The sequence below is a fragment of the Actinotalea caeni genome (assembly GCF_009733795.1).
In the GTDB taxonomy this organism is placed as follows: Bacteria; Actinomycetota; Actinomycetes; order Actinomycetales; family Beutenbergiaceae; genus Pseudactinotalea; species Pseudactinotalea caeni.
On the sequence record NZ_WNXX01000010.1, the window covers coordinates 112052 to 132620 of the forward strand.

Annotated in this window: 22 protein-coding genes; 3 read left to right on the forward strand and 19 right to left on the reverse strand. The window is 73.9% G+C overall.

The annotated features are described in order from the left end of the window. Window positions 1-24: 24 nt before the first annotated feature. From nusB to GPA02_RS10805, 17 genes are all read right to left on the reverse strand, one after another. Window positions 25-465, reverse strand: coding sequence for a transcription antitermination factor NusB (nusB, locus tag GPA02_RS10725; RefSeq protein WP_156199920.1), 441 nt, complete (start codon window positions 463-465; stop codon window positions 25-27). Between the two features lie 23 nt (window positions 466-488). Continuing rightward, complete coding sequence (gene efp, locus GPA02_RS10730) at window positions 489-1046, reverse strand: elongation factor P (RefSeq protein ID WP_156199921.1); 558 nt, start codon at window positions 1044-1046, stop codon at window positions 489-491. A gap of 135 nt (window positions 1047-1181) precedes the next feature. Next, window positions 1182-1655: a type II 3-dehydroquinate dehydratase gene (locus GPA02_RS10735; RefSeq protein WP_156199922.1), complete on the reverse strand. Its 474-nt coding sequence runs from the start codon at window positions 1653-1655 to the stop codon at window positions 1182-1184. A gap of 20 nt (window positions 1656-1675) precedes the next feature. Next, window positions 1676-2767, reverse strand: a complete 1092-nt coding sequence (aroB, locus tag GPA02_RS10740; RefSeq protein WP_156199923.1) for a 3-dehydroquinate synthase — start codon at window positions 2765-2767, stop codon at window positions 1676-1678. Beyond that, a complete protein-coding gene (locus GPA02_RS10745) occupies window positions 2764-3285 on the reverse strand; it encodes a shikimate kinase (RefSeq protein WP_156199924.1) in 522 nt (173 codons plus the stop codon). Before GPA02_RS10745 ends, aroB begins: the two co-directional genes overlap by 4 nt. After that, on the reverse strand, window positions 3282-4499 hold the full coding sequence (gene aroC, locus GPA02_RS10750; protein ID WP_156199925.1) for a chorismate synthase: 1218 nt from the start codon (window positions 4497-4499) through the stop codon (window positions 3282-3284). The genes GPA02_RS10745 and aroC overlap by 4 nt, the downstream gene beginning before the upstream one ends. Before the next feature lie 42 nt (window positions 4500-4541). Continuing rightward, window positions 4542-5192 (reverse strand): prepilin peptidase, encoded by a 651-nt coding sequence (locus GPA02_RS10755; RefSeq protein WP_162457751.1) that lies wholly within the window; start codon window positions 5190-5192, stop codon window positions 4542-4544. Beyond that, on the reverse strand, window positions 5189-6061 hold the full coding sequence (locus tag GPA02_RS10760) for a shikimate dehydrogenase (RefSeq protein ID WP_156199927.1): 873 nt from the start codon (window positions 6059-6061) through the stop codon (window positions 5189-5191). The genes GPA02_RS10755 and GPA02_RS10760 overlap by 4 nt, the downstream gene beginning before the upstream one ends. After that, on the reverse strand, window positions 6061-7203 hold the full coding sequence (gene mltG / locus GPA02_RS10765; protein ID WP_156199928.1) for an endolytic transglycosylase MltG: 1143 nt from the start codon (window positions 7201-7203) through the stop codon (window positions 6061-6063). Before mltG (GPA02_RS10765) ends, GPA02_RS10760 begins: the two co-directional genes overlap by 1 nt. A 12-nt stretch (window positions 7204-7215) precedes the next feature. Next, window positions 7216-8364, reverse strand: coding sequence for an endolytic transglycosylase MltG (gene mltG, locus GPA02_RS10770; protein ID WP_156199929.1), 1149 nt, complete (start codon window positions 8362-8364; stop codon window positions 7216-7218). Next, the gene (gene ruvX, locus GPA02_RS10775; protein ID WP_156199930.1) at window positions 8361-8858 is read right to left on the reverse strand and encodes a Holliday junction resolvase RuvX; all 498 of its coding nucleotides are present in this window, start codon (window positions 8856-8858) and stop codon (window positions 8361-8363) included. The genes mltG (GPA02_RS10770) and ruvX overlap by 4 nt, the downstream gene beginning before the upstream one ends. Beyond that, window positions 8851-11541, reverse strand: a complete 2691-nt coding sequence (alaS, locus tag GPA02_RS10780; protein ID WP_156199931.1) for an alanine--tRNA ligase — start codon at window positions 11539-11541, stop codon at window positions 8851-8853. Before alaS ends, ruvX begins: the two co-directional genes overlap by 8 nt. A gap of 12 nt (window positions 11542-11553) precedes the next feature. Then, window positions 11554-11910, reverse strand: a complete 357-nt coding sequence (locus GPA02_RS10785; RefSeq protein WP_156199932.1) for a hypothetical protein — start codon at window positions 11908-11910, stop codon at window positions 11554-11556. Next, the gene (locus tag GPA02_RS10790) at window positions 11907-12275 is read right to left on the reverse strand and encodes a DUF948 domain-containing protein (protein WP_156199933.1); all 369 of its coding nucleotides are present in this window, start codon (window positions 12273-12275) and stop codon (window positions 11907-11909) included. Before GPA02_RS10790 ends, GPA02_RS10785 begins: the two co-directional genes overlap by 4 nt. A gap of 105 nt (window positions 12276-12380) precedes the next feature. Continuing rightward, window positions 12381-13010, reverse strand: a complete 630-nt coding sequence (gene rpsD, locus GPA02_RS10795; RefSeq protein ID WP_156199934.1) for a 30S ribosomal protein S4 — start codon at window positions 13008-13010, stop codon at window positions 12381-12383. 170 nt (window positions 13011-13180) lie between these two features. Further along, window positions 13181-13489, reverse strand: a complete 309-nt coding sequence (locus GPA02_RS10800) for a hypothetical protein (protein WP_156199935.1) — start codon at window positions 13487-13489, stop codon at window positions 13181-13183. A gap of 81 nt (window positions 13490-13570) precedes the next feature. After that, a complete protein-coding gene (locus tag GPA02_RS10805) occupies window positions 13571-14962 on the reverse strand; it encodes a replication-associated recombination protein A (RefSeq protein ID WP_156199936.1) in 1392 nt (463 codons plus the stop codon). Window positions 14963-15023: 61 nt separating this feature from the next. Between GPA02_RS10805 and GPA02_RS10810 the strand changes: the two genes are divergently transcribed. Then, on the forward strand, window positions 15024-16223 hold the full coding sequence (locus GPA02_RS10810) for an MFS transporter (RefSeq protein ID WP_162457752.1): 1200 nt from the start codon (window positions 15024-15026) through the stop codon (window positions 16221-16223). 61 nt (window positions 16224-16284) lie between these two features. Continuing rightward, the gene (locus GPA02_RS10815; RefSeq protein ID WP_156199938.1) at window positions 16285-16767 is read left to right on the forward strand and encodes a CYTH domain-containing protein; all 483 of its coding nucleotides are present in this window, start codon (window positions 16285-16287) and stop codon (window positions 16765-16767) included. An 11-nt stretch (window positions 16768-16778) separates the two neighbouring features. Here GPA02_RS10815 and GPA02_RS10820 read toward each other — a convergent pair whose 3' ends face one another. Both GPA02_RS10820 and ligD read right to left on the reverse strand, forming a co-directional pair. Further along, entirely contained in the window at window positions 16779-17150 is a 372-nt protein-coding gene (locus tag GPA02_RS10820) for a VOC family protein (protein WP_156199939.1), read from the reverse strand. A gap of 94 nt (window positions 17151-17244) precedes the next feature. Then, on the reverse strand, window positions 17245-18201 hold the full coding sequence (ligD, locus tag GPA02_RS10825) for a non-homologous end-joining DNA ligase (RefSeq protein WP_156199940.1): 957 nt from the start codon (window positions 18199-18201) through the stop codon (window positions 17245-17247). A gap of 69 nt (window positions 18202-18270) precedes the next feature. On the opposite strand from ligD, the gene GPA02_RS10830 reads away from it, so the two are divergent. Continuing rightward, window positions 18271-20532, forward strand: a complete 2262-nt coding sequence (locus GPA02_RS10830) for an MMPL family transporter (RefSeq protein ID WP_240133988.1) — start codon at window positions 18271-18273, stop codon at window positions 20530-20532. The last annotated feature ends 37 nt before the right edge of the window (window positions 20533-20569 follow it).

Genomic DNA, 20569 nt, shown 5'->3' on the forward strand with positions numbered 1-20569 from the left:
TGCCACCTCGACACGGCTGCCCGGTCAGTCGAGCAGCGTGTCCTTGAGGGTAGCGAGGCGGCCGAGCAGGCCGTTGACGAACGTCGGCGAGTCGTCGGTCGACAGCGAGCGGGCGAGCTCGACCGCCTCGTCGATCGCGACGGCGTCGGGCACGTCGTCGTTGTAGAGCAGCTCCCAGGTGCCGACGCGCAGCACGGCGCGGTCGACGGCGGGCATGCGGTCGATGGTCCAGCCCTGGGAGTAGGTGCTGAGCGCCTCGTCGATCGACGACAGCCGTGCCGTCACGCCCTCGACGACCTCGATCGTGTACTCCGGCAGCGACGTCTGCGTGCCTGGCTGGGCCACGCGCTCGGCGAGCACCGTCGGGAGGGCGCGGACGAGCGCCTCACCGCTGGTGAGGGCGCGCTGGTCGGCCTCGTAGACGACGTCGACGGCGCGCTTGCGCGCCTTGCTCCGGGCAGCCACGGGGTGCGGTCTCCTCCCCCGCCTCAGGCGCGGCCGAGGTAGTCACCCGTGCGGGTGTCGACCTTGACCTTCGTGCCGGTCTCGAGGAACAGCGGGACCTGGATCTCGTAGCCGGTCTCCAGCGTCGCGGGCTTGGTGCCGGCCGAGGAGCGGTCGCCCTGCAGACCCGGCTCGGTGTAGGTGATCTCGAGCACGACCGAGGCGGGCATCTCGACGTAGAGCGGGGTGCCCTCGTGGAGCGCGATGATGATCTGCTGGCCCTCGACGAGGAAGTTCGCGGCGGTGTCGACGACGTCGGCGCCGAGCGTGATCTGCTCGTAGTCGCTCACGTCCATGAAGACGAAGCCCTCGCCGTCGTTGTACAGGTACTGGTAGTCGCGACGGTCGACGTTCGCCGTGTCCACCTTGACGCCGGCGTTGAACGTCTTGGAGACGACCTTGCCGTTCGTAACGCCCTTCAGCTTGGTGCGCACGAAGGCCGGGCCCTTGCCGGGCTTGACGTGCTGGAACTCCACGACGGACCACAGCTGTCCGTCGATGTTGAGCACCATGCCGTTCTTGAGGTCGTTCGTGGTCGCCACGTGTCGTCGTCCTTCGCGTCGGGGGTCGAGCAGCGCGTCGCAGGTCCCAGAGCCCACCGAGCGCCCCGGAAACGGTACGCCATCGCGGCGCACGCGTCGAACAGGCGCGGGGTGGCGTCGCTCACCCGGTCCGGGTCAGCCGGCCGCGGCCCCGTGCGGACCGCCGCCCTGCAGCGCTGCCAGCGCGAGCCGGTAGCTGTCGGGGCCGAAGCCGGCCACGGTGCCGGTCGCGACCCCGGCGACGACCGAGGTGTGCCGGAACCGCTCCCGGGTGGCGGGGTTGGTCAGGTGCACCTCGACGAGCCGCAGCCCGGCGGTCGTCACCTGCGCGGCCGCGTCGCGCAGCGCGTAGGAGTAGTGGGTGAACGCTGCCGGGTTGAGCACGACGTCGCGTCGCGTGTCCACCGCCTCGTGCAGCCAGCCGACCAGTGTCGCCTCGTCATCGGTCTGCCGCACCTCGGCGGTGAGGCCGAGGTCCTCGGCCCAGCCGCGGATCGCGTCGGCCAGCCCGGGTGCGTCGAGCGCGCCGTAGACGTCGGGCTCGCGCGTGCCGAGCCGGCCGAGGTTCGGCCCGTTGATGACGAGGACGCTGGTGCCGTGGTCGCTCACGGCGCCCAGCCTAGAGCCGGTCAGGAGGATGCAGCGCGCTCGTCGCTGACGCGGGCGTAGGCCTCGACGAGCAGCGCCGGGTCGGGGCCCTCGAGCCGGGAGGGCTGCGCGACGCCGTCGAGCACGACGAACCGCAGCCGGTCGCCGCGGGTCTTCTTGTCGCGCCGCATCGCCTCGTACAGCCGCGGCCACCGGTCGCCCGGGTAGGTCATGGGCAGCCCGAGACCGCCGAGCAGCGCGCGGTGGCGGTCGACGACGTCGTCGGTCAGGCGGCCCGCGAGGCGGGCGAGCTCGGCCGCGAAGACCATGCCGACGGCGACCGCCTCGCCGTGCCGCCACTGGTAGTGCTCGGTGTGCTCGATCGCGTGCCCGAAGGTGTGGCCGTAGTTGAGGATCTCCCGTAGGTGGGACTCCTTGAGGTCGGCCGAGACGACGTCGGCCTTGACCTGGACGGCGCGCCGGACGAGCTCGGCGAGCGCGTCCGAGCCGGGGTCGAGCGCGGCGGCGGGGTCGCGCTCGAGCACGGCGAGGATCTCGGGGTCGGCGATCAGCCCGCACTTGACGACCTCCGCCATGCCGGCGACGAGGTCGGCGCGCGGGAGCGTGGCGAGCGTGTCGAGGTCGCAGACGACGCCCGCGGGCGAGTGGAACGCGCCGACGAGGTTCTTGCCCTCGGCGGTGTTGATCCCCGTCTTGCCGCCGACCGCCGCGTCGACCATCCCCAGCAGGGTCGTCGGCACCTGCACGACCCGCACGCCCCGCAGCCACGTCGCGGCGACGAAGCCCGCGAGGTCGGTGGTCGCGCCGCCGCCCAGCCCGACGACGACGTCCTCGCGCCCGAACGCGGCCTGGCCGAGCACGCTCCAGCAGTGGGTGAGCACCTGCGCGGTCTTCGCCGCCTCCGCGTCGGGGAGCTCGAGCGGCACCACCTCGAGCCCGTGCTCGCCCAGCGCCGCGGCGACCGTGGCCGCGGTGGCGGCGAGCGGGCGGGCGTGCACGAGCAGCACCCGGCGCGCCCGGTCGCCCACGAGCGTCGCCACCTCGCCGAGCAGCCCGTGCCCGACGAGGACGTCGTAGTCGTGCTCGGCCGCGACGGTGATCTGCGCGGTCATCGCGGCCCCAGCTGCTCGAGCACCTGCTGGGCCACCTGCTCGGGCGTGAGGTCGTCGGTCCGCACGGTCACGGTCGCCAGCGCCGCGTAGATCGGCTTGCGGGCCTCCGCCAGCGCGAGCCACTGCTTGCGGGGGCTGCCGACCAGCAGCGGCCGGCTCGCGCTCAGCCCGATGCGGGGCGAGGCCGCGGCCAGCGAGACCTCGAGGTGCACGACGGTGCGCCCCGCGAGATCGGTCTGCGTGCGCGGGTCGAGGACCGCACCGCCGCCGAGCGCGAGCACGCCCTCGTGCTCGGCCAGCGCCGCCACGACCGCCTCGCGCTCCAGGCGCCGGAAGTGCTCCTCGCCATGGCTGATGAAGATGTCGGAGATCGTCTCGCCGGTGCGCGCCTCGATGTCGTCGTCGGTGTCGCGGAACGTCACGCCCAGGGCATCGGCGAGCAGCCGCCCCACGGTGGACTTGCCGGCCCCGGGCAGCCCGATGACGACGGCGGCCGGGCCGCTGGTGGGGCCGCTCACGCCATCGTCTCCGGGATCGAGGCGAGGTAGCCGTCGAGGTTGCGGCGCACCTCAGCGAGGCTGTCGCCTCCGGTCTTCTCGAGCAGCGCCTGCGCGAGCACGAGCGCCACCATCGCCTCGGCGATGACGGCGGCCGGGGCCGCGGCGCAGACGTCGGAACGCTGGTGCAGCGCGGTCGCCGCCTCGCCGGTGCTGACGTCGACGGTCGCCAGCGCCCGCGGCACGGTCGAGATCGGCTTGAGCGCAGCACGCACGCGCAGCGGCTCACCGTTGCTCATGCCGCCCTCGACGCCGCCGGCCCGGTTGGTGACGCGGTGGATCCGGCCGTCGGCGCCCCGCACGATCTCGTCGTGGGCGGCGCTCCCGCGCCGGGTCGCGGTGAGGAAGCCGTCGCCGACTTCGACACCCTTGATCGCCTGGATGCCCATGAGCGCCGCCGCGAGCCGCGCGTCGAGCCGCCGGTCCGACTGCGCGTAGGACCCGAGACCCGGCGGCACGTCGTAGGCGATCACCTCGACGACGCCGCCCAGGGTGTCGCCGTCGCGGCGGGCCGCGTCGATCTCGGCGACCATCGCGGCCGAGGTCTCCGGGTGGAAGGAGCGGATCGGGTCGGCGTCGAGCGCGGCGACGTCGTCGGGCCCGGGCAGCGGTGCGTCGGCGGGCGTGGCGACGCCGCCGACCGAGACGACGTGCGAGACCAGCCGGGTGCCGGCGGACTGGGCGAGCAGCGCCGCGGCGACCGTGCCGAGCGCGACGCGCGCAGCGGTCTCGCGCGCCGAGGCCCGCTCGAGCACGGGCCGTGCGTCCTCGAGGTGGTACTTGACCATGCCGACGAGGTCGGCGTGGCCGGGACGGGGCCGGGTGAGCGGCTTGTTGCGGGCCTGCTCACGCTCGTCGCCGGTGCCGGCGTCGACGGCCAGCGCCGCCGGCGGCACCGGGTCCGGCGACATCACGGTCTCCCACTTCGGCCACTCCGAGTTGCCGATCTCGATCGCGACCGGGCCGCCCTGGGTGAGGCCGTGGCGGACGCCGCCCAGCAGCCTGACCTCGTCCTGCTCCCACTTCTGCCGGGAGCCGCGACCGTGGCCGAGCCGGCGCCGCGCGAGCGCGGCCTGGACGTCGGCGGTCGTCACCTCGACACCTGCGGGGACCCCCTCGAGGACACCCACGAGCGCCGCGCCGTGCGACTCCCCCGCCGTCAGCCATCTCAGCATGCCGTCATCCTGACACGTCCCGCGAGCGGCCTTCGACGGCGTTCAGGGAGTGAGCCCGCCGCTCGTGACGAGCGCGACACCGGCCGCCGCGCCGAGCACCAGGCACGGCCCGAACGCGAGCGGCGTGCGTCGGGTCGCCCGGCCGCTGACGAGCAGCACGATCGCCGCGGCACCGCCGACGACGAACGCGGCGACGACGCCCGCGAGCACGGCGTCCCAGCCGAACCAGCCGAGCAGCAGCCCGAGCAGCGCGGCCAGCTTGACGTCGCCCAGACCGATCGCGCGGGGCGAGGCCAGCGCGAGCAGCAGGAAGCCGGCCCCCACGGCCGCCCCACCGAGCACCGCACCAGCCAGCCGCGGCCACCCGGCGTCGAGGGCAGCGGCGGCCGCCAGGCCCGCCAGCAGCGCGACCGCCGTCGGCAGCGTGACGACGTCCGGGAGCCGGTGGCAGGCCAGGTCCACCGCGACGAGGACCGCGCAGCCCAGCGCGAGCGCTGCCAGCCCGAGCAGCTCGGCCGGGCTGCTCGCGACGGCGGCCGCACCTGCGCCGCCGAGGCCGGCCAGCACGGCGAGCGGCAGCCGCCCCGTCCAGGACGAGAGCTCGGCACCTGCCAGCGCGGCGGCCCACGGTGCGGCGGCGGCGCCGGCGACCGCGAGCAGCAGGGCGGTCGCACCGACGACCGCGACGCTCACGCCGGCGCGACGGCGGCCGTCAGCGCGGCACGCATCGCCGCCTCCGGGGCCTGCCGCCCGGTCATGAGCCGGACCTGCTCGCAGGCCTGGTGCAGCAGCATCAGCCAGCCCGGGGCGACCGAGCCGCCCGAGGCGAGCCACTGCTGCGGCAGCGGTGTGGGCCAGCCCTCGTAGACGACGTCGAGCAGCACCTGAGCGGCGTCGAGCCGGTGGTCGGCGACCAGCGGCGCCAGCGTCGTGGACGCGCCGCCGGGCACGGTGCTCACCACGATCTCGGCGTCGCGCAGCAGCCCGGTGGCGCGGTCGGTGCCCAGCGTCACGAGGTCGGGCTCGACCCCCATCGCAGCGGCGGCCCGCAGCACCGTGCCGGCACGACCGAGGCTGCGCACGGCCACGACCGGGCGCCGCACCCCCAGCTCGCCGAGCGCGGCGATCGCCGAGGCCGCGGTGGCGCCCCCGCCGACGATCACGCCACGGGTGCGCGGCCCGTCGACGCCCCGCGGCTCGGCCTCGCGCAGCGCCTGGACCAGCCCGTGGACGTCGGTGTTGGCACCGACGGTGAGGCCGCCGGGCTGCAGCAGCACCGTGTTGACGGCACCGACCGCCTCGGCGAGCGGCTGCACGACGTCGACCGCGCGCAGCGCCTCCTGCTTGAGAGGCATCGTCAGTGACAGCCCGGCCCAGGTCTCGTCCAGGGCGGCGAGGAACGGCACGAGCTCGTGGGTGTCGACGTCGTGCATCTCGTAGCGCCACCCGGCCAGACCGAGCGCGTCGTAGGCCGCGCGGTGCAGCACGGGCGAGAGCGAGTGCGCGACCGGGTGGCCGAGCACCGCGGCGCGCCGGGGCGCCGCACCGTCGGGAACCGCCATCAGCCCTCCCCCGCCGCGTCCCCCGCGGCCGCGGACTGCTCCTCGCGCCAGCGCTCCAGCCACTCGCGGTACTCCGCGCGGTTGAGCTCGTGCTCGGCCGGGTCGTCGGTGAACCGGGTCTCACCCGTCTCGAGGTTGACGGTGACGAAGTAGCACCAGTCGCCGGCGGGCGGGTCGAGCACGGCGTCGAGCGCCGTCGTGCCGGGCGAGTTGATCGGCGCCGGCGGCAGCCCCTCGAAGACGTAGGTGTTGAACGGCGTGCTGTCGTCATCGAGGTCGGCCAGGGTCAGGTCGGTGACGGCCTTGTCGAGCCCGTACGCGACCGTCGAGCTCATCTGGAGCAGCCGGCCCACGTCGGCGCAGCCCTCCAGCCGGTTGTCGAGCACGCGGGCCACGCGGCCGCGGTCCTCGGCGTCGGCGACCTCGGCCTCCACGATCGAGGCGCGGATGAGGGTCTCCTCCCGGTCCTCCGGAGCGACGCCGCGCTCGTCGAGCACCTCGACGGTGCGGTCGACCATCGCCTGCAGGGCGTCGAGCGGGGTCTGGCCCGGGCTGACGGTGTAGGAGTCGGCGTACAGCCAGCCCTCGAGGCTCGTGGCGCCCTCGGGCAGCTCGACCTGCTCGGCGGCCGCCTCGACGTCGGCGAGCGGGACGCCCATCACCTCCGCGACCTTCGCGGTGATCTGCGTCTCGCGCCAGCCCGCGGGGATCGTCAGCGTGCGGTCGGCCCGGTTCGCTGGGTCGAGGAGCGCGAGGACCGCGTCCGCGGCGCGCATCCGCTGCGGCAGCGTGTACGTCCCGGGAGCGATCGACGTCGCGTCGGGGTTGGCCGCGTAGGCGTCGACGAACGCCTGGCTGGTCGCGACGACGCCGGCCTCGGCGAGCGTCGTCCCGATCTCCTGCGCGGTCGGGTCGCTGATGACGACCGACACCTCGCCCGAGCCCGGGCCCGGGTAGTCGGTGACGGGGTCGTCGGCGTCGCGCAGCATCGGGATGACGAGCTGCCACGCCCCGGCGACCAGCAGCGCGAGCGCCACGACGAGCACCCCGAGGATCGTGAGGTTGCGGCGGGTGCGGGTGGGCGCGCCGGCGCGGCCGCTGTCGGGTGCGGACGCCCCGGAGTCGGGTGAGCGGTCGGTCATGCGAGTGCGGCGCTACCGGCCGTTCTCCTCCCGCCACTGCTGGTACTCCTCGCGGAACTCGAGGAACTCCTGGTAGTCGCCGGTGAACTTGGTCTCGCCGGTCTCGAGGTTGACGGTGACGAACCAGCAGAAGTCGCCCTCGGGCGGGTTCGCCGCGGCCGCGATCGCTGCCTCGCCGGGCGAGGCGATCGGCGTAGGCGGCAGACCGGTCACCTCCCGGGTGTTGTACGCCGTGGCGGTGTTCCACTCGGTCCCTGTGATCTCGCTGGCTGGCTTCTCGAGCTCGTAGACCAGCGTGCTGTCCATCCCGATCGTGCCGGTGCCGTCGCAGCCGGCGAGCCGGTTCTCGATCACCTGTGCGACGAGCGGACGGTCATCCGGTCGGGCGACCTCCTTCTCGACGATCGAGGCCGTGGTCAGCACCTCGTACCAGGTGTCACTCGGCACGTCGTTGCGCTCCAGCACGGTCACGGTCATGTCGACCATCTGCTGCAGGATCGACCGGGCGTCGGAGTCGGGGCCGATCGAGTACGTCGAGGGGAACAGCCAGCCCTCGATCTCGCCGCCGGCCTCCTCGGGGAGCGTGAGCTCGGCCGCGGCGTCCTCCACCTCGGCGACGTCGATCTCGAGGCGGTCGGCCACCCGGGCGTAGATCTGCGTCGCACGCATGCCCTCGGGGATCGTCACCGCGTCGTCGGTGCGGTTCGTCGGGTCGAGCAGCGCCTCGACGGCCTGCGCCGCCGGGATCTGCTGCACGAGCGTGTAGGAGCCGGGCTGGATGCCGGGGGCCTCGGCGTTGGCGTTGTAGGCGGCGACGAACGCCTCGACGCTCGCGACGACGTCGGCCTGGACGAGCGTCGAACCGATCGCGGCACCGCTGTCGCCCGGGTTGACGACGATCTCGGCGCTGCCGGAGCCCGGGCCCGGGTAGTCGTGCAGGCTGGGCGAGGGGTCGCCGCGGTCGGTGAGCAGCGGTCGGATGAACACCCAGGCGCCCGCCACCAGCAGGCCCAGGGCCACCACCATGACGACGAACGAGACGAGCGTGCGACGGCGCTGGGCGCGTCGCTGCTGCTGCCGACGACGCTCGGCGCGCGACTGACGCGACCGGGACCCGCTCTCGCCGACCTCGGGGTCGGAATCCTGGAACAGCTCCGTCACCGGATCTCATCTCCTTCCCCGGCTGCGGGCTCGACCAGCGTCCCCGCGGGCCGTCCCGTGCCGCGCTCGGTGTCGAGCGCGGTCTGCAGGATAAGCACCGCAGCCACCTGATCGACCACGGACCGGTGCGTTCGGCCGCTGCGCCCAGAGCGGCTGAGCGCCTGATGAGCCGTCACCGTCGTCAGTCGCTCGTCCACCACCCGGACCGGGATCGGCCGGACAACCTGTGCCAGCTTCGTAGCGTACGCCAGCACGTCCTCCGCGGCCCGGCCGTGGGCGCCCGACAGGCTGCGCGGGAGCCCGACGACGACCTCGATCGCCTCGTGCTCGCGCGCCAGGTCCGCGATCGCCGCGACCCGGTCGTCCGCGGCCGTCCGGCGCAGCGTCTCGACCGGGGTCGCCAGCAGTCCCGACGGGTCGCTGCGGGCGACCCCGATCCGCACCGAGCCGACGTCGACCCCCAGCCGGACGCCGGTCCGGGTGCCGTCAGGCACGCTCGATCTCGTCCGCGACGGCCCGCAGCGCCGTATCGACGGCGCTCGCGTCCGTGCCGCCGCCCTGCGCGATGTCGTCCTTGCCGCCACCGCCACCGCCGAGCGCGGTGGCCGCGGCACGCACGAGCACGCCCGCCCGGACGCCGGCCGCGCGCGCCGGCTCGTTGGTCGCGACGACCACCACCGGGCGCTCGCCGCTCACCGCGGTGAGCGCGACGACGGCGGGACCCGCGTTGCCGAGCCGCTCGCGCAGGTCGAGCACCAGGGTCCGCAGGTCGTCGGCCGAGCCCACGTCGCCGACGTGCTGCAGGACGGCACGCGTGCCGCCGATGTCGGTCGCCGACTCCGCGAGCCGGGCCGCACCGGCGAGCAGCTGCGCCTGGCGCACCTCGGCCAGCTGCTTCTCGGCGTCCTTGAGCTTGCTCAGCAGGTTCGAGATGCGATCCGGGAGCTCCTCGCTCCGGGCGCCGACGAGCTGCGAGATCTGGCCGACGAGGGCGTGCTCCTTCGCGGCGTGGGTGTAGGCGCCCTCGCCGACAAGGGCGTCGATGCGCCGGACGCCGGAGCCGATCGAGGCCTCGCCCAGCACCGTCACGAGACCGAGCCGGCCGGTGCGCTCGACGTGGGTGCCCGCGCAGAGCTCCTTGCTCCAGTCGCCGCCGATCGAGACGACGCGCACGTCGCGGCCGTACTTCTCGCCGAACAGCGCGATCGCACCGGCCGCACGGGCGTCGTCGATGTCCATGATCGTGTCGGTGACCTCGAGGTCGTCGGCGAGCTGGGTGTTCACCCGGCCCTCGATCTCCGACAGCACCGAGGCCGGCACCGAGCTGCCGTGCCGGAAGTCGAACCGCAGCCGGGACGGCGCGTTCTCCGACCCGGCCTGCGTCGCCTGGTCGCCGAGGTGCTCGTGCAGCGCCTTGTGCACCATGTGGGTCGCGGTGTGAGCGCGGGCGATCGCGAGCCGCCGGTCGCTGTCGATCGACGCGACCCCGGGCTCGTCGAGCGCGAGCGTGCCCTCGATCAGCCGGCCGCGGTGCACGTGCAGGCCCTTGACGGGCGACTGCACGTCGGCGACGTCGACGACGCCGCCCCCGGTGAAGCTGATCGTGCCCTGGTCGGCCAGCTGACCGCCTGCCTCGGCGTAGAACGGCGTCTGGTCGAGGATCACCTCGACGTCGGCGGGCGCCTGCGCGACCTGCGCGGGCGCGCCGTCGACCAGCAGGCCGACGAGACGTACCTGTGCGGTGTGGTCGGTGTAGCCCAGGAAGGTGTCCGAGCCGCCCAGCCGCGCCAGGATGTCGTTGTAGACGCTCGCGTCGACGTGGCCGCGCTTCTTGGCGAGCGCGTCCGCGCGCGCCCGGGAGCGCTGCTCGGCCATGAGGGACCGGAACCCGGCCTCGTCGACCTGCACGCCCTGCTCGGCCGCCATCTCCAGCGTGAGGTCGATCGGGAAGCCGTAGGTGTCGTGCAGCGCGAACGCGTCCGCGCCCGAGAGCACCGGGGTGCCGGACGCGGTCTTCGCGCGCGCCACCGCGGTGTCGAGGATCGTGGTGCCCGAGGAGAGGGTGCGCAGGAACGCGTTCTCCTCCTCGTAGGCCACCTGGGAGATCGCGTCGAACGCGGGCTCGAGCTCCGGGAAGGACTCGACCATCGCGTCCTTGGACACCGGCAGCAGGTGCGGCATCGTCGGCTCGTCGACTCCGAGCAGACGCATCGACCGCACCGCGCGCCGGATCAGCCGCCGGAGCACGTAGCCCCGGCCGTCGTTGCCCGGCCGGACGCCGTCGGCGATGAGCATCATCGACGAGCGGACGTGGTCGGCGACGACCCGCATCCGCACCTGGTCGGGCTCCGCGGAGTTCTCGCCGAGGCGGTACCGGGTGCCGGTCAGCTCCTCGACCCGCTGGATGACCGGGAAGGTCTGGTCGATCTCGAACATGTTCTCGCGGCCCTGCAGCAGGTACGCGAGGCGCTCGACGCCGAGCCCGGTGTCGACCGACTTGTGCTCGAGCTCGCCGAGCAGCGGGTAGTCCTTGCCCTGGCCCTCGCCGCGCAGGAACTCGTCGAAGACGTTGTTGTAGTACTCGAGGTAGCGGTCACCACCGGGGTCGACCGTGCCACCCTCGGCCTCCGGGCCGTACTCGGGGCCACGGTCGTAGTGGAACTCCGCGCACGGACCCGCCGGACCCGGCTGACCGGTGTCCCAGAAGTTCTCCTCCTTGGGCAGCCGGACGACGTGCCGCGGGTCGACGCCGATGTCCGCCAGCGCCTGCCACGCCTCGGCGTCGTGCTCCCAGATCGTCACCCAGATGCGGTCGCCGTCGAGCCCGAAGCCGCCGTCCTCGACCGAGCGCGTGCTGAGGTCCCAGGACCACTGGATCGACTCGCGCTTGAAGTAGTCGCCGAAGGAGAAGTTGCCGGCCATCTGGAAGAACGTGCCGTGCCGGGTGGTCCGGCCGACGTTCTCGATGTCGTTGGTGCGGATGCACTTCTGGATGCTGACGGCACGCGGCCACGGCGCCTTCTCGGTGCCCACGATGTAGGGGATGAAGGGGACCATCCCGGCGATCGTGAACAGGATCGAGGGGTCCGGGGAGACGAGCGGGACGCTGGGCACGATCGTGTGATCGCGCTCGGCGAAGTAGGTCAGCCAGCGCTGACGGATCTCTGCGGTGCGCATGGGTCCTAGGGCTTAGAAGTAGTCGGTGCCGTTGTCGGGGAAGACGTCGGTCTCGTCCAGGTCGGTCTCGTCCAGGTCGGGGGCGGCGTGACGGCCGCGGCGGGCGGCTCGCGTCTCGCGAGCTCGGGCGACGGTGTCCTCGTCGGGCAGCAGCGCGGCTCGCAGGGCGTCCTCGTGCTCGGCCATCGACGCCGAGAGCCGGCTGCCGAGGGTCGTGACGCTCTCGGCGAGCGAGGAGATCGACGCCGCGACGCCCGCGGGGCTGACGGCGCTCGCCACCTCGGACACCCGGTCGTTCACCTTGGCGACCTGCCGCAGCACGACGACCGTGACGACGACCCCGACACCGATCCAGACCAGGCGCCTCACGGGCGCTCGTCCTTGCTCGAGCCGTCACGCGAGAACAGGCCGCGCACGGCGAGCGAGAACGCCGCGACCTTGATGAGGGGCGCCCCGAGCGTGGCCGTGACGAGCGAGGTGAGGGCGGAGACGTTCTGCGAGGTCTCCGCCGCCGCGGTGGTGACCGTGTCGACCTTGGCCAGCTGCCCGTTGGTCGTCGTGATCGTCACGGCGGCCTCGTCGATCACCGGCAGCGTGTGCTCGGTGACCTGCTTGAGGCTCTCACGAGCCTCGTCGAGCACCCGGCCGAGCTTGACGAGCGGCACCGCGAGGGCACCGACGAGCAGCACGAACGCGATCGCCGCGACGAGTCCGGCTACGTCCCCGAGGTTCATCGATGCTCCTCCTGGTGCGGATGGGTCCAGACGCAGACGCGCCGCCGGCAGGTCCCGGCGAGAGCCGAGCCTACCGACGGCGCGAGGTGTCTGCGCCCGTGGGCGTCAGCGCGAGTAGTGCTCGACGACCAGCTGGACGTCGCAGGTCACCGGGACCTCGGCGCGCTTGGGGCGACGGACGAGCTGGAAGCGCAGCTTCTCGAGGTCGACGTCGAGGTACGGCGGCACGGCCGGGAGGACGTCCCGGTGAGCGCCGGCGGCGGCGACCTGGAACGGCACCGTCGTCTGGCTGCGCGGCTTGACCTGGACGACCTGGCCGACCTTCACGCGGAAGGAGGGGCGGTCGACGATCTTGCCGTCGACGAGGATGTGACGGTGCGTCACGGCCTGGCGGGCCTGGGCGATCGTGCGACCGAAGCCGGCGCGCAGCACGAGCGCGTCGAGGCGCATCTCGAGCAGCTCGACCAGCGACTCACCGGTCAGGTACGGCTCGCGGCGGGCCTCGTCGAACGCGCGGCGCAGCTGGGCCTCGCGCAGCCCGTACTGAGCGCGCAGACGCTGCTTCTCCTTGAGACGGACCGCGTAGTCGGACTCGTTGCGACGGCGGGCGCGGCCGTGCTCGCCCGGCGGGTAGGGGCGCTTCTCGAAGTACTTGACGGCCTTGGGCGTCAGCGGGAGGCCGAGGGCGCGGGACAGGCGCACCTGGCGGCGCGTCCGGTTGGTCGATGCGGGCATGCGGGTGGATCTCTTCCTGTCGTTTCTGCTGCTACGTCACAACCAGGCGCCCGGGGTGGGCGGTGGCTGTGGGGTCGACTCCACGGACCGGTGACCGGTCCGATCGGCTAGGACCCCAGGGGTGCCGTCACGGGCGAGCCGGACGGACAAACCACGACAGTCTAGCGCACTCAACGACCGCGCTTGCGGATGCCACCGCTCGAGCGCCGGGAGCTGCTCGAGCGCCGCGAGCTGCTGCCCGAGCGCCGTGAGCTGCCACCGGTCCGTCGGGTGCTCTTGGCGATCGAGGAGCTGCGGCGGCTGTACCCGCCCGAGGAGCCACCACCGGAGGACCTGTTGCTCGACCCCCAGCTGCGTCGGCGGCGGTTGCGGTAGCCGCTGTCGTAGCCGTCGTCGTAGCCGCCGCCGCTGCGGCGCAGCGCCGCGGCGATCAGCAAGACGGCGACCAGCACGATCACGGTGATGACGAGCGTGTCCATCCGTTCACCATGCCAGTCACTCGCCGGCACGCGCAGCCGTCGGACGGGGCAGACGTGCCCATCGCCCGTCGGTGGCGGCCGTCAGGCCTCGGCGCCCCCGTCGGCGCGACCCTGGCGGCCCCCGTCGGCGCGACCGAGGATGTCCCGGATGCGCTCCAGACGTTCCGCCAGGCTGCGCTCGTAGCCGCGGTCGGACGGGTCGTAGTAGCGCGCACCGGCCAGCTCCTCCGGCAGGTAGCGCTGAGCGGCCACGGCGTGGGGCGCGTCGTGCGAGTACTGGTAGCCGGCACCGTGGCCGAGGCGCGTGGCGCCCGCGTAGTGGGCGTCGCGCAGGTGCTCGGGCACGACGCCGATGCGGCCCGCCTCGACGTCGGCGATCGCCTTGCCGATGCCGAGGTAGGACCGGTTCGACTTCGGCGCGGTCGCGACGTGCACGACCGCCTGGGCCAGGATGATCCGCGCCTCGGGCATCCCGATGAGGGCGACCGCCTGCGCGGCGGCGACCGCCGTCTGCAGCGCGGTGGGATCGGCCATCCCGACGTCCTCGGCCGCGGCGATGACGATCCTGCGCGCGATGAACCGGGGGTCCTCGCCGGCGACGACCATGCGGGCGAGGTAGTGCAGGGCGGCGTCGACGTCGCTCCCGCGCATCGACTTGATGAAGGCGCTGATGACGTCGTAGTGCTGGTCTCCCGCGCGGTCGTACCGGACGGCGGCGACGTCGATGGCCTTGGACACCGCCTCGGTCGTGATGACCCGCTCCCCCACCTCGAGCGTCGTCCCGGCGGCCGCCTCCAGCGTGGTCAGCGTCTTGCGCGCGTCGCCGCCGGCCAGCCGCAGCAGCTGCTCCCGAGCGGCGTCGTCGAGCTCGACGCGCCCGGACAGCCCTCTCTCGTCGGTGAGGGCGCGGTCGACCAGGGCGTCGAGGTCCGCCGTCGTCAGCGGCCGCAGCGTCAGCATGATCGAGCGCGACAGCAGCGGCGAGATCACCGAGAAGCTCGGGTTCTCGGTGGTCGCCGCCATCAGCGTCACCCAGCGGTTCTCGACCGCGGGCAGCAGCGCGTCCTGCTGCGTCTTGGAGAACCGGTGCACCTCGTCGATGAACAGCACGGTCTCGCCGCCGCCCACCGCGAGCCGGCGGCGGGCCTCCTCGATGACGCCGCGGACGTCCTTGACCCCGGCCGTCACGGCGGACAGCTCGGTGAAGCGACGGCCGGAGGCGTGCGCGACCAGGTAGGCGAGCGTGGTCTTGCCGGTGCCGGGCGGCCCCCACAGCACGACCGAGGAGGGCGGCAGCGCGCCGGGCTCGGGCGGCGCGATCAGCCGGCGCAGCGGCGAGCCGGGCTCGAGCAGGTGCGCCTGCCCCACGACCTCCTCGACGCGCGCCGGTCGCATCCGCACCGCGAGCGGCGCGGACGGGTCGACGACCGGCACACCGGAGTCGTCGGTCGCCGCTGCCTCGAACAGGTCCACGGGCTCAGCCTAGGCACGACCGCCGACCGACCTCGCCGCCGCGTCTGGAAGGATCCGGACGGTGTCCGAGCCGTCGACGCCCGCGCGCCTCCCGCGCCGGCTCACCGTCGTGCTCGGCCTGGTCGTCGTGATCGCCTTCGGGTCCTGGTTCTACGGCTACGGCGTGCTCGTGCAACCGATCGTGTCCGAGGAGGGCTGGTCGGAGGCGACCCTGACCACCACCTACGGGCTGGGGATGCTGGCGAGCGGCGTCGGCGCGGTGCTGAGCGGGCGCCTCATCGACGGCCGGGGGCCGCGCCCGGTGTTCCTCGGCGCCGGGGGCGCGACCGCGGTCGGCACGCTCGTCACCGTGACCGCGACGTCGCCCGCGGTGTTCGCGGTCGCCGCCGTCCTCACGCAGGCAGCGGTCGGGTCGGCGGGCTACTACACGGCCGTGCACGCGACGATCGCGCGGCTCGCGCCGCGCGACCGGACCCGCGCGATCACGGTCAACACGCTGTGGGGTGCGTTCGCGAGCCCGGTGTTCCTGCCGCTGATGGCGCTGACCTCGCAGGCGTGGGGCTGGCGCGGCACGCTCGCCGCGGCGGGCGCCGCGGTGGTGGCGGTGATGCTGCTCGCCGGTCTGGTGGTGCCGCGACCCGCCGACGAGGCACCCGCGCGGCTCGGGCTGATCCGTGGGCTGAGTCGGGCGGTCGCCGACCCGACGGTCCGGCGCCTGCTGGTGACCGCGGCGTGCGGCGGCATCGCCTGCTCGGTGCTCTTCCTCTACCAGGTGCCCGCGATGGTGACCGCCGGGCTCGCGCTGGCGACGGCGTCGACGCTCGCGGGGCTGCGCGGCCTGTTCCAGCTCGCGGGCCGGCTGCCGCTCGCCTGGTTGCTGGCGCGGCTGCCGGCCGGTCCGCTGTTCCGGGGCTCGCTCGTGCTCGTCGGGCTGTCCACGCTGCTGCTTCTCGCGAGCGGCGAGATCGCGATCGCGGTCGTGTTCGCGGTGGCCGCCGGCGTCGCCGTCGGGATGTTCACCACGCTGGAGAGCGTCTACACCGCCGAGGTCGTCGACCTCCGCGTCGTCGGGCTGGCGCTCGGCGCCTACGCGACCGCGCGTGGTGTCGGGTCCGCGATCGGGCCCAGCGCCGCCGGGCTGCTCACCGAGGCGACGGGCAGCCGGTTGGTTGCGCTGCTGCTCGCCGCCGCGGTCGCGGTCGTGGGTGCGCTCAGCGTGCCGCGCCCTCGCACGGCACCCGGTGCGACGATGGAGGCGTGAGGCGGGGGTGCTGCCCGACACCGCTGCGCGAGGAGCGTCGGGCCTGGGCGAGGAGGACGCGATGAGCCACCCCCTGACGTACGCGGTCGTCGAGCGGGAGCGTCGGTTCCTGCTGCGGCGGCTGCCCGACGGCGTCGTGCGGACCTCCGCGATCACCGACCGCTACCTCCTCGGGACACGGCTGCGGCTGCGGGAGGTCGTCGGCGACGACGGCCACGTGGTGCGCAAGCTCGGCCACAAGGTGCGGCTGGGCGAGGGGCCGGCGGAGGTCGCGTGCACCTCGGTGTACCTGGACGAGGCCGAGTGGGCGCTGCTGCTGAGGCTGCCCGGCCACGTGCTCCGCAAGACCCGGCACCACGTCGAGCGGGACGGCCGCGCGGTCGCCGTCGACGAGCTCGAGGACGGCACCCTGCTCGCCGAGATCGACGACGGCGACCGGCCGCCGGCCCCGGCGCCCGGCTGGCTGGACGTCGTCCGCGACGTCTCCGCCGAGGAAGCCTGGACCGGTGCCGCGCTCGCGGCGCGTGCGGCCGAGGAGGCCTGACGCGCCGCTGGTCAGGCGTCGCGGGCCGGGTTGCTCGTCGACAGCTGCAGCCGGTTCCCGAACGGGTCGGTGACGGCGGCCCACCACCCGTACTCCTCGCTGATGAGCGAGCGTGGCAGCGTCACCGTGCCGCCCGCGGCCTCGACCGCCGCGAGGTCGGCCTCGAGGTCGTCGCTGTCGAAGGTCGGGCGGAAGAACCCGTCGGGCGGCGGCGCCTCGGCGACCTGCTCGATCGCGCCCACCGGGGCGCCGTCGGGCGTGCTCAGCAGCACCTGGTCCTCCCACGGCGTCGCCACCAGCCCGAGCACCCGCGTGTAGAAGGCGGCGGCCGTCACGGCGTCGGTGACGCGCAGCTCCCAGAACCCCACGGTCGGGCTCGCCACGTCGGTCTCCTCTCCGGGTGACCGCGCGGCCACCTCGTCTCGATGACGCGCGACGTGTCGCCAGATCGACAGTCAGATCGACAGCGCGCGAGGTTCACTCCCCCGGGTCGGGCTCGCCCTCCCGCTCGTCGCGCTCCGCCCACTCCAGCAGCGGCGCGATGTCGAAGACGTGGTCGTCGATGTCGGCGTGCAGGTCGCCGATCTCGGCGTAGCGCGCCGGCACGGTCGCCATCGTGAGGTCGCGCGGGTCGGCGTCGTCGATCTCGGCCCAGCGCAGCGGCGTCGACACCCGGGCGTCGGGGACGCCCCGCACCGAGTACGCCGACGCGATCGTGTGGTCGCGGGCGTTCTGGTTGTAGTCGACGAACACCAGCGCCGGGTCGCGGTCCTTGCGCCACCACGTCGTCGTGACGTCGTCGGGCGCGCGACGCTCGACCTCGCGCGCGAACGCCAGGGCCGCGCGCCGCACGTCGCCGAAGCCGTGCTCGGCAGCGATCCTCACGTACACGTGCAGGCCGGAGCCGCCCGAGGTCTTGGGGTACCCGACCGCGCCGAGCTCGTCGAGCACCTCGTGCGCGACGTGCGCCACGCGGCGCACGCGCGCGTAGTCGCACTCCTCGCCCGGGTCGAGGTCGATGCGCCACTCGTCGGGCTTCTCGACGTCGGCGCGCCGGCTGTTCCACGGGTGGAACTCCACCGTCGACATCTGGACCGCCCAGATCACGTGCGCCAGCTCGGTCACGCACAGCTCGTCGGCGGTGCGGTCGTAGCGCGGGAAGTGCACCCGCACCGTCTCCAGCCACGGCGGCGCACCCGCCGGCACCCGTTTCTGGTGCACCTTGTCGCCGGCCAGCCCGTCGGGGAACCGGTGCAGCATGCAGGGCCGCTCGCGCAGCGCGTTGACGATCCCGTCGCCGACCGACAGGTAGTACTGCGCCAGGTCGAGCTTCGTCGCCCCGGTCTCCGGGAAGTACACGCGGTCCGGCGAGCTCAGCCGGACCGTGTGCGGACCGACCTCCAGCTCGACCGGCGGCGTCGTGGCAGCGGCCATCCCGCCAGCGTAGAGGGCCGTCGTCGCGCTGTCCCGGAGCACGGCGAGCCACCTGCCACACTGTCCCCCGTGTTCCGCCGACTCGGGTCCACGGCCGCGCGCCACCCCCTCCTCGTCGTGCTCGTCTGGCTCGTGCTCGCCGCCGCCTGGTTCGCCGTCGCCGTCGTCGGGGTGACCGGCGAGGGGTTGTTCGACCGGCTGCACTCCGGCGAGCCGACCGTGCCCGGCTCGGAGAGCCGCGAGGGCCGGGAGCGCATCGAGGACGAGGCGACCACCGGCGAGACGATCACGCTCGCCGTCACCGACGTCGACCTCGCCGACCCCGAGGCGCTGGCCGCGAGCCAGCGCGCCCTCAACGCGCTGCGCCCGAACGCGCTCGGGGTCGACGGCGTGCTCGCCGTCACCGACCCGTTCCAGATGCCCGAGGGGCTCGCCGACCCGATGGCGGCCCCGCTGCTCGCGACGACGGGCGACGGCTTCGTGGTCAGCGTCGTGCTCGAGCCCGACCTCACCGAGTCGGAGCGTGCCGCCGCGCACGACGAGGCGGTGGCGCTGCTGCGCGAGCTCCCCGCCGACATCGGCCCCGACGCCGCCGGGATCGTCTCGAGCACCGATCTCGTCACCGACGCCGTCGTGCACCAGCTCGAGCAGGACCTGCAGCGCGGCGAGCTGGTCGCGCTGCCGCTGTCGCTGCTCATCATGGTCGTCGTGTTCGGCGGGTTCCTCGCCGCCGGCATCCCGGTGGCCGGCGCGCTGGTCTCGATCGCGGGCGGGCTCGGCGCGCTGTACGGTTTCAGCTTCGTGCTCGACCTCGACTCCTCGGTCGTCAACGTCGTCACGGTGATGGCGCTCGGCCTGTCGATCGACTACGGCCTGCTGATCGTGTCCCGGTACCGGGAGGAGGTCCGGAAGGCGCTCGAGCAGGAGACAGCGACCCCGAGCCGCCGGGGCCGGTCGCGCGCGCGCCGCGGCCGCGACCCCGTCGTCCGGGTCGCGCTCGAGCGCACGATGATGACGGCGGGACGCACGGTCGCCTTCTCCGGCGTCACGGTGGCGCTCTGCGTCGCGGGGCTGCTGCTCATGCGGGCCGACATCCTGCGCGCCGTGGGCGCGGCCGGCCTGTCGGTCGTGCTGATCGCCGTCGTCACCGCGATGTCGCTGGTGCCCTCGCTGCTCGGGCTGCTGGGCCGCCGGCTCACCCGCCGCAGCGTCATCGGCTCGGTGCCCGGGCTGCGGTGGCTGGTCGACAAGCTCGGCGACGTGCCACCCGAGCACGGCTTCTTCTCGCGGCTGGCCGGCGTCACCCAGCGACGCCCCTGGATCGTGGTGATCCTCTGCTCCGCGGCGCTGCTCGCGCTCGCGTCGCCGCTGCTGAGCGTGCACCTGCGCACCTCGACGGTCGAGATGGTGCCGGAGTCCTCCGACCAACGTGAGTTCCTCACCCTGGTCGCCGACGCCTACCCGGGCCTCGCCTCGCCGCCGGTCACGGTGCTCGCCGCGACCGCGGACGCCCCGGTGCTCGCCGAGCGGCTCGTCGAGGTCGACGGCGTGGCGGGCGTCGACCCGCCCGTCGCCGTCGGCGCGGACCACGTCAGTCTCGGCGTCCGGCTCGACACCGACGACCCCGGTGGCGCCGCGGCGACGCAGGCGGTCGCCGACATCCGCGAGGCGCGCGACGAGCTCGCCCTCGGCGAGTCCTGGGTCACCGGGCAGGCCGCCTCCCAGCTCGACTTCGTCGACTCGATGGCCGAGGGGGCACCGCTCGCGGGCGGGCTCGTGGTCCTCGCGATCTTCGTGCTGCTGTTCCTCATGAGCGGGTCGCTGCTCATCCCGCTCAAGGCGCTCGTCGTCAACACCGTCTCGCTCGCGGCGGGGATCGGTCTGACGGCGTGGGTGTTCGCCGAAGGCCACCTCGAGGACGTGCTCGGGTTCACCTCGACCGGCGGCCTGGAGTCCTATGTCGTCGCGATGGTCGCGGCCTTCGGGTTCGGCCTCGCGATGGACTACGAGGTGTTCCTGCTCGCGCGCATCAAGGAGCGCTACGACGCCGGCGACGACAACGACACCGCGGTCCGCAACGGGCTGCAGCGCACGGGTCGGATCATCACCTCCGCCGCGCTCGTCATGATCGTCGTCTTCGGGGGCTTCATGACCGGCGAGCTGCTCGTCATCAAGCAGGTCGGGTTCGCGCTGGCGGTGACCGTGCTCATCGACGCGACGGTCGTGCGGATGCTGCTGGTCCCCGCGACGATGACGTGGCTCGGCGAGGCCAACTGGTGGGCGCCGGGACCGCTGCGCCGGCTGCACCGCCGGTTCGCGATCCAGCACTGAGCGGACGGCGCCACGCGCCGTCGTCGGGCGACCGGGG

What these genes read in the sequence shown, in the direction of transcription:
- aroB (WP_156199923.1), bottom strand. Translation starts at nt 2,767, where the DNA reads ATGACCGCGCAGATCACCGTCGCGGCCGAGCACGACTACGACGTCCTC.
- aroC (WP_156199925.1), bottom strand. Translation starts at nt 4,499, where the DNA reads ATGCTGAGATGGCTGACGGCGGGGGAGTCGCACGGCGCGGCGCTCGTG.
- GPA02_RS10760 (WP_156199927.1), bottom strand. Translation starts at nt 6,061, where the DNA reads ATGGCGGTTCCCGACGGTGCGGCGCCCCGGCGCGCCGCGGTGCTCGGC.
- mltG (WP_156199928.1), bottom strand. Translation starts at nt 7,203, where the DNA reads ATGACCGACCGCTCACCCGACTCCGGGGCGTCCGCACCCGACAGCGGC.
- alaS (WP_156199931.1), bottom strand. Translation starts at nt 11,541, where the DNA reads ATGCGCACCGCAGAGATCCGTCAGCGCTGGCTGACCTACTTCGCCGAG.
- GPA02_RS10790 (WP_156199933.1), bottom strand. Translation starts at nt 12,275, where the DNA reads ATGAACCTCGGGGACGTAGCCGGACTCGTCGCGGCGATCGCGTTCGTG.
- rpsD (WP_156199934.1), bottom strand. Translation starts at nt 13,010, where the DNA reads ATGCCCGCATCGACCAACCGGACGCGCCGCCAGGTGCGCCTGTCCCGC.
- GPA02_RS10800 (WP_156199935.1), bottom strand. Translation starts at nt 13,489, where the DNA reads ATGGACACGCTCGTCATCACCGTGATCGTGCTGGTCGCCGTCTTGCTG.
- GPA02_RS10815 (WP_156199938.1), top strand. Translation starts at nt 16,285, where the DNA reads ATGAGCCACCCCCTGACGTACGCGGTCGTCGAGCGGGAGCGTCGGTTC.
- ligD (WP_156199940.1), bottom strand. Translation starts at nt 18,201, where the DNA reads ATGGCCGCTGCCACGACGCCGCCGGTCGAGCTGGAGGTCGGTCCGCAC.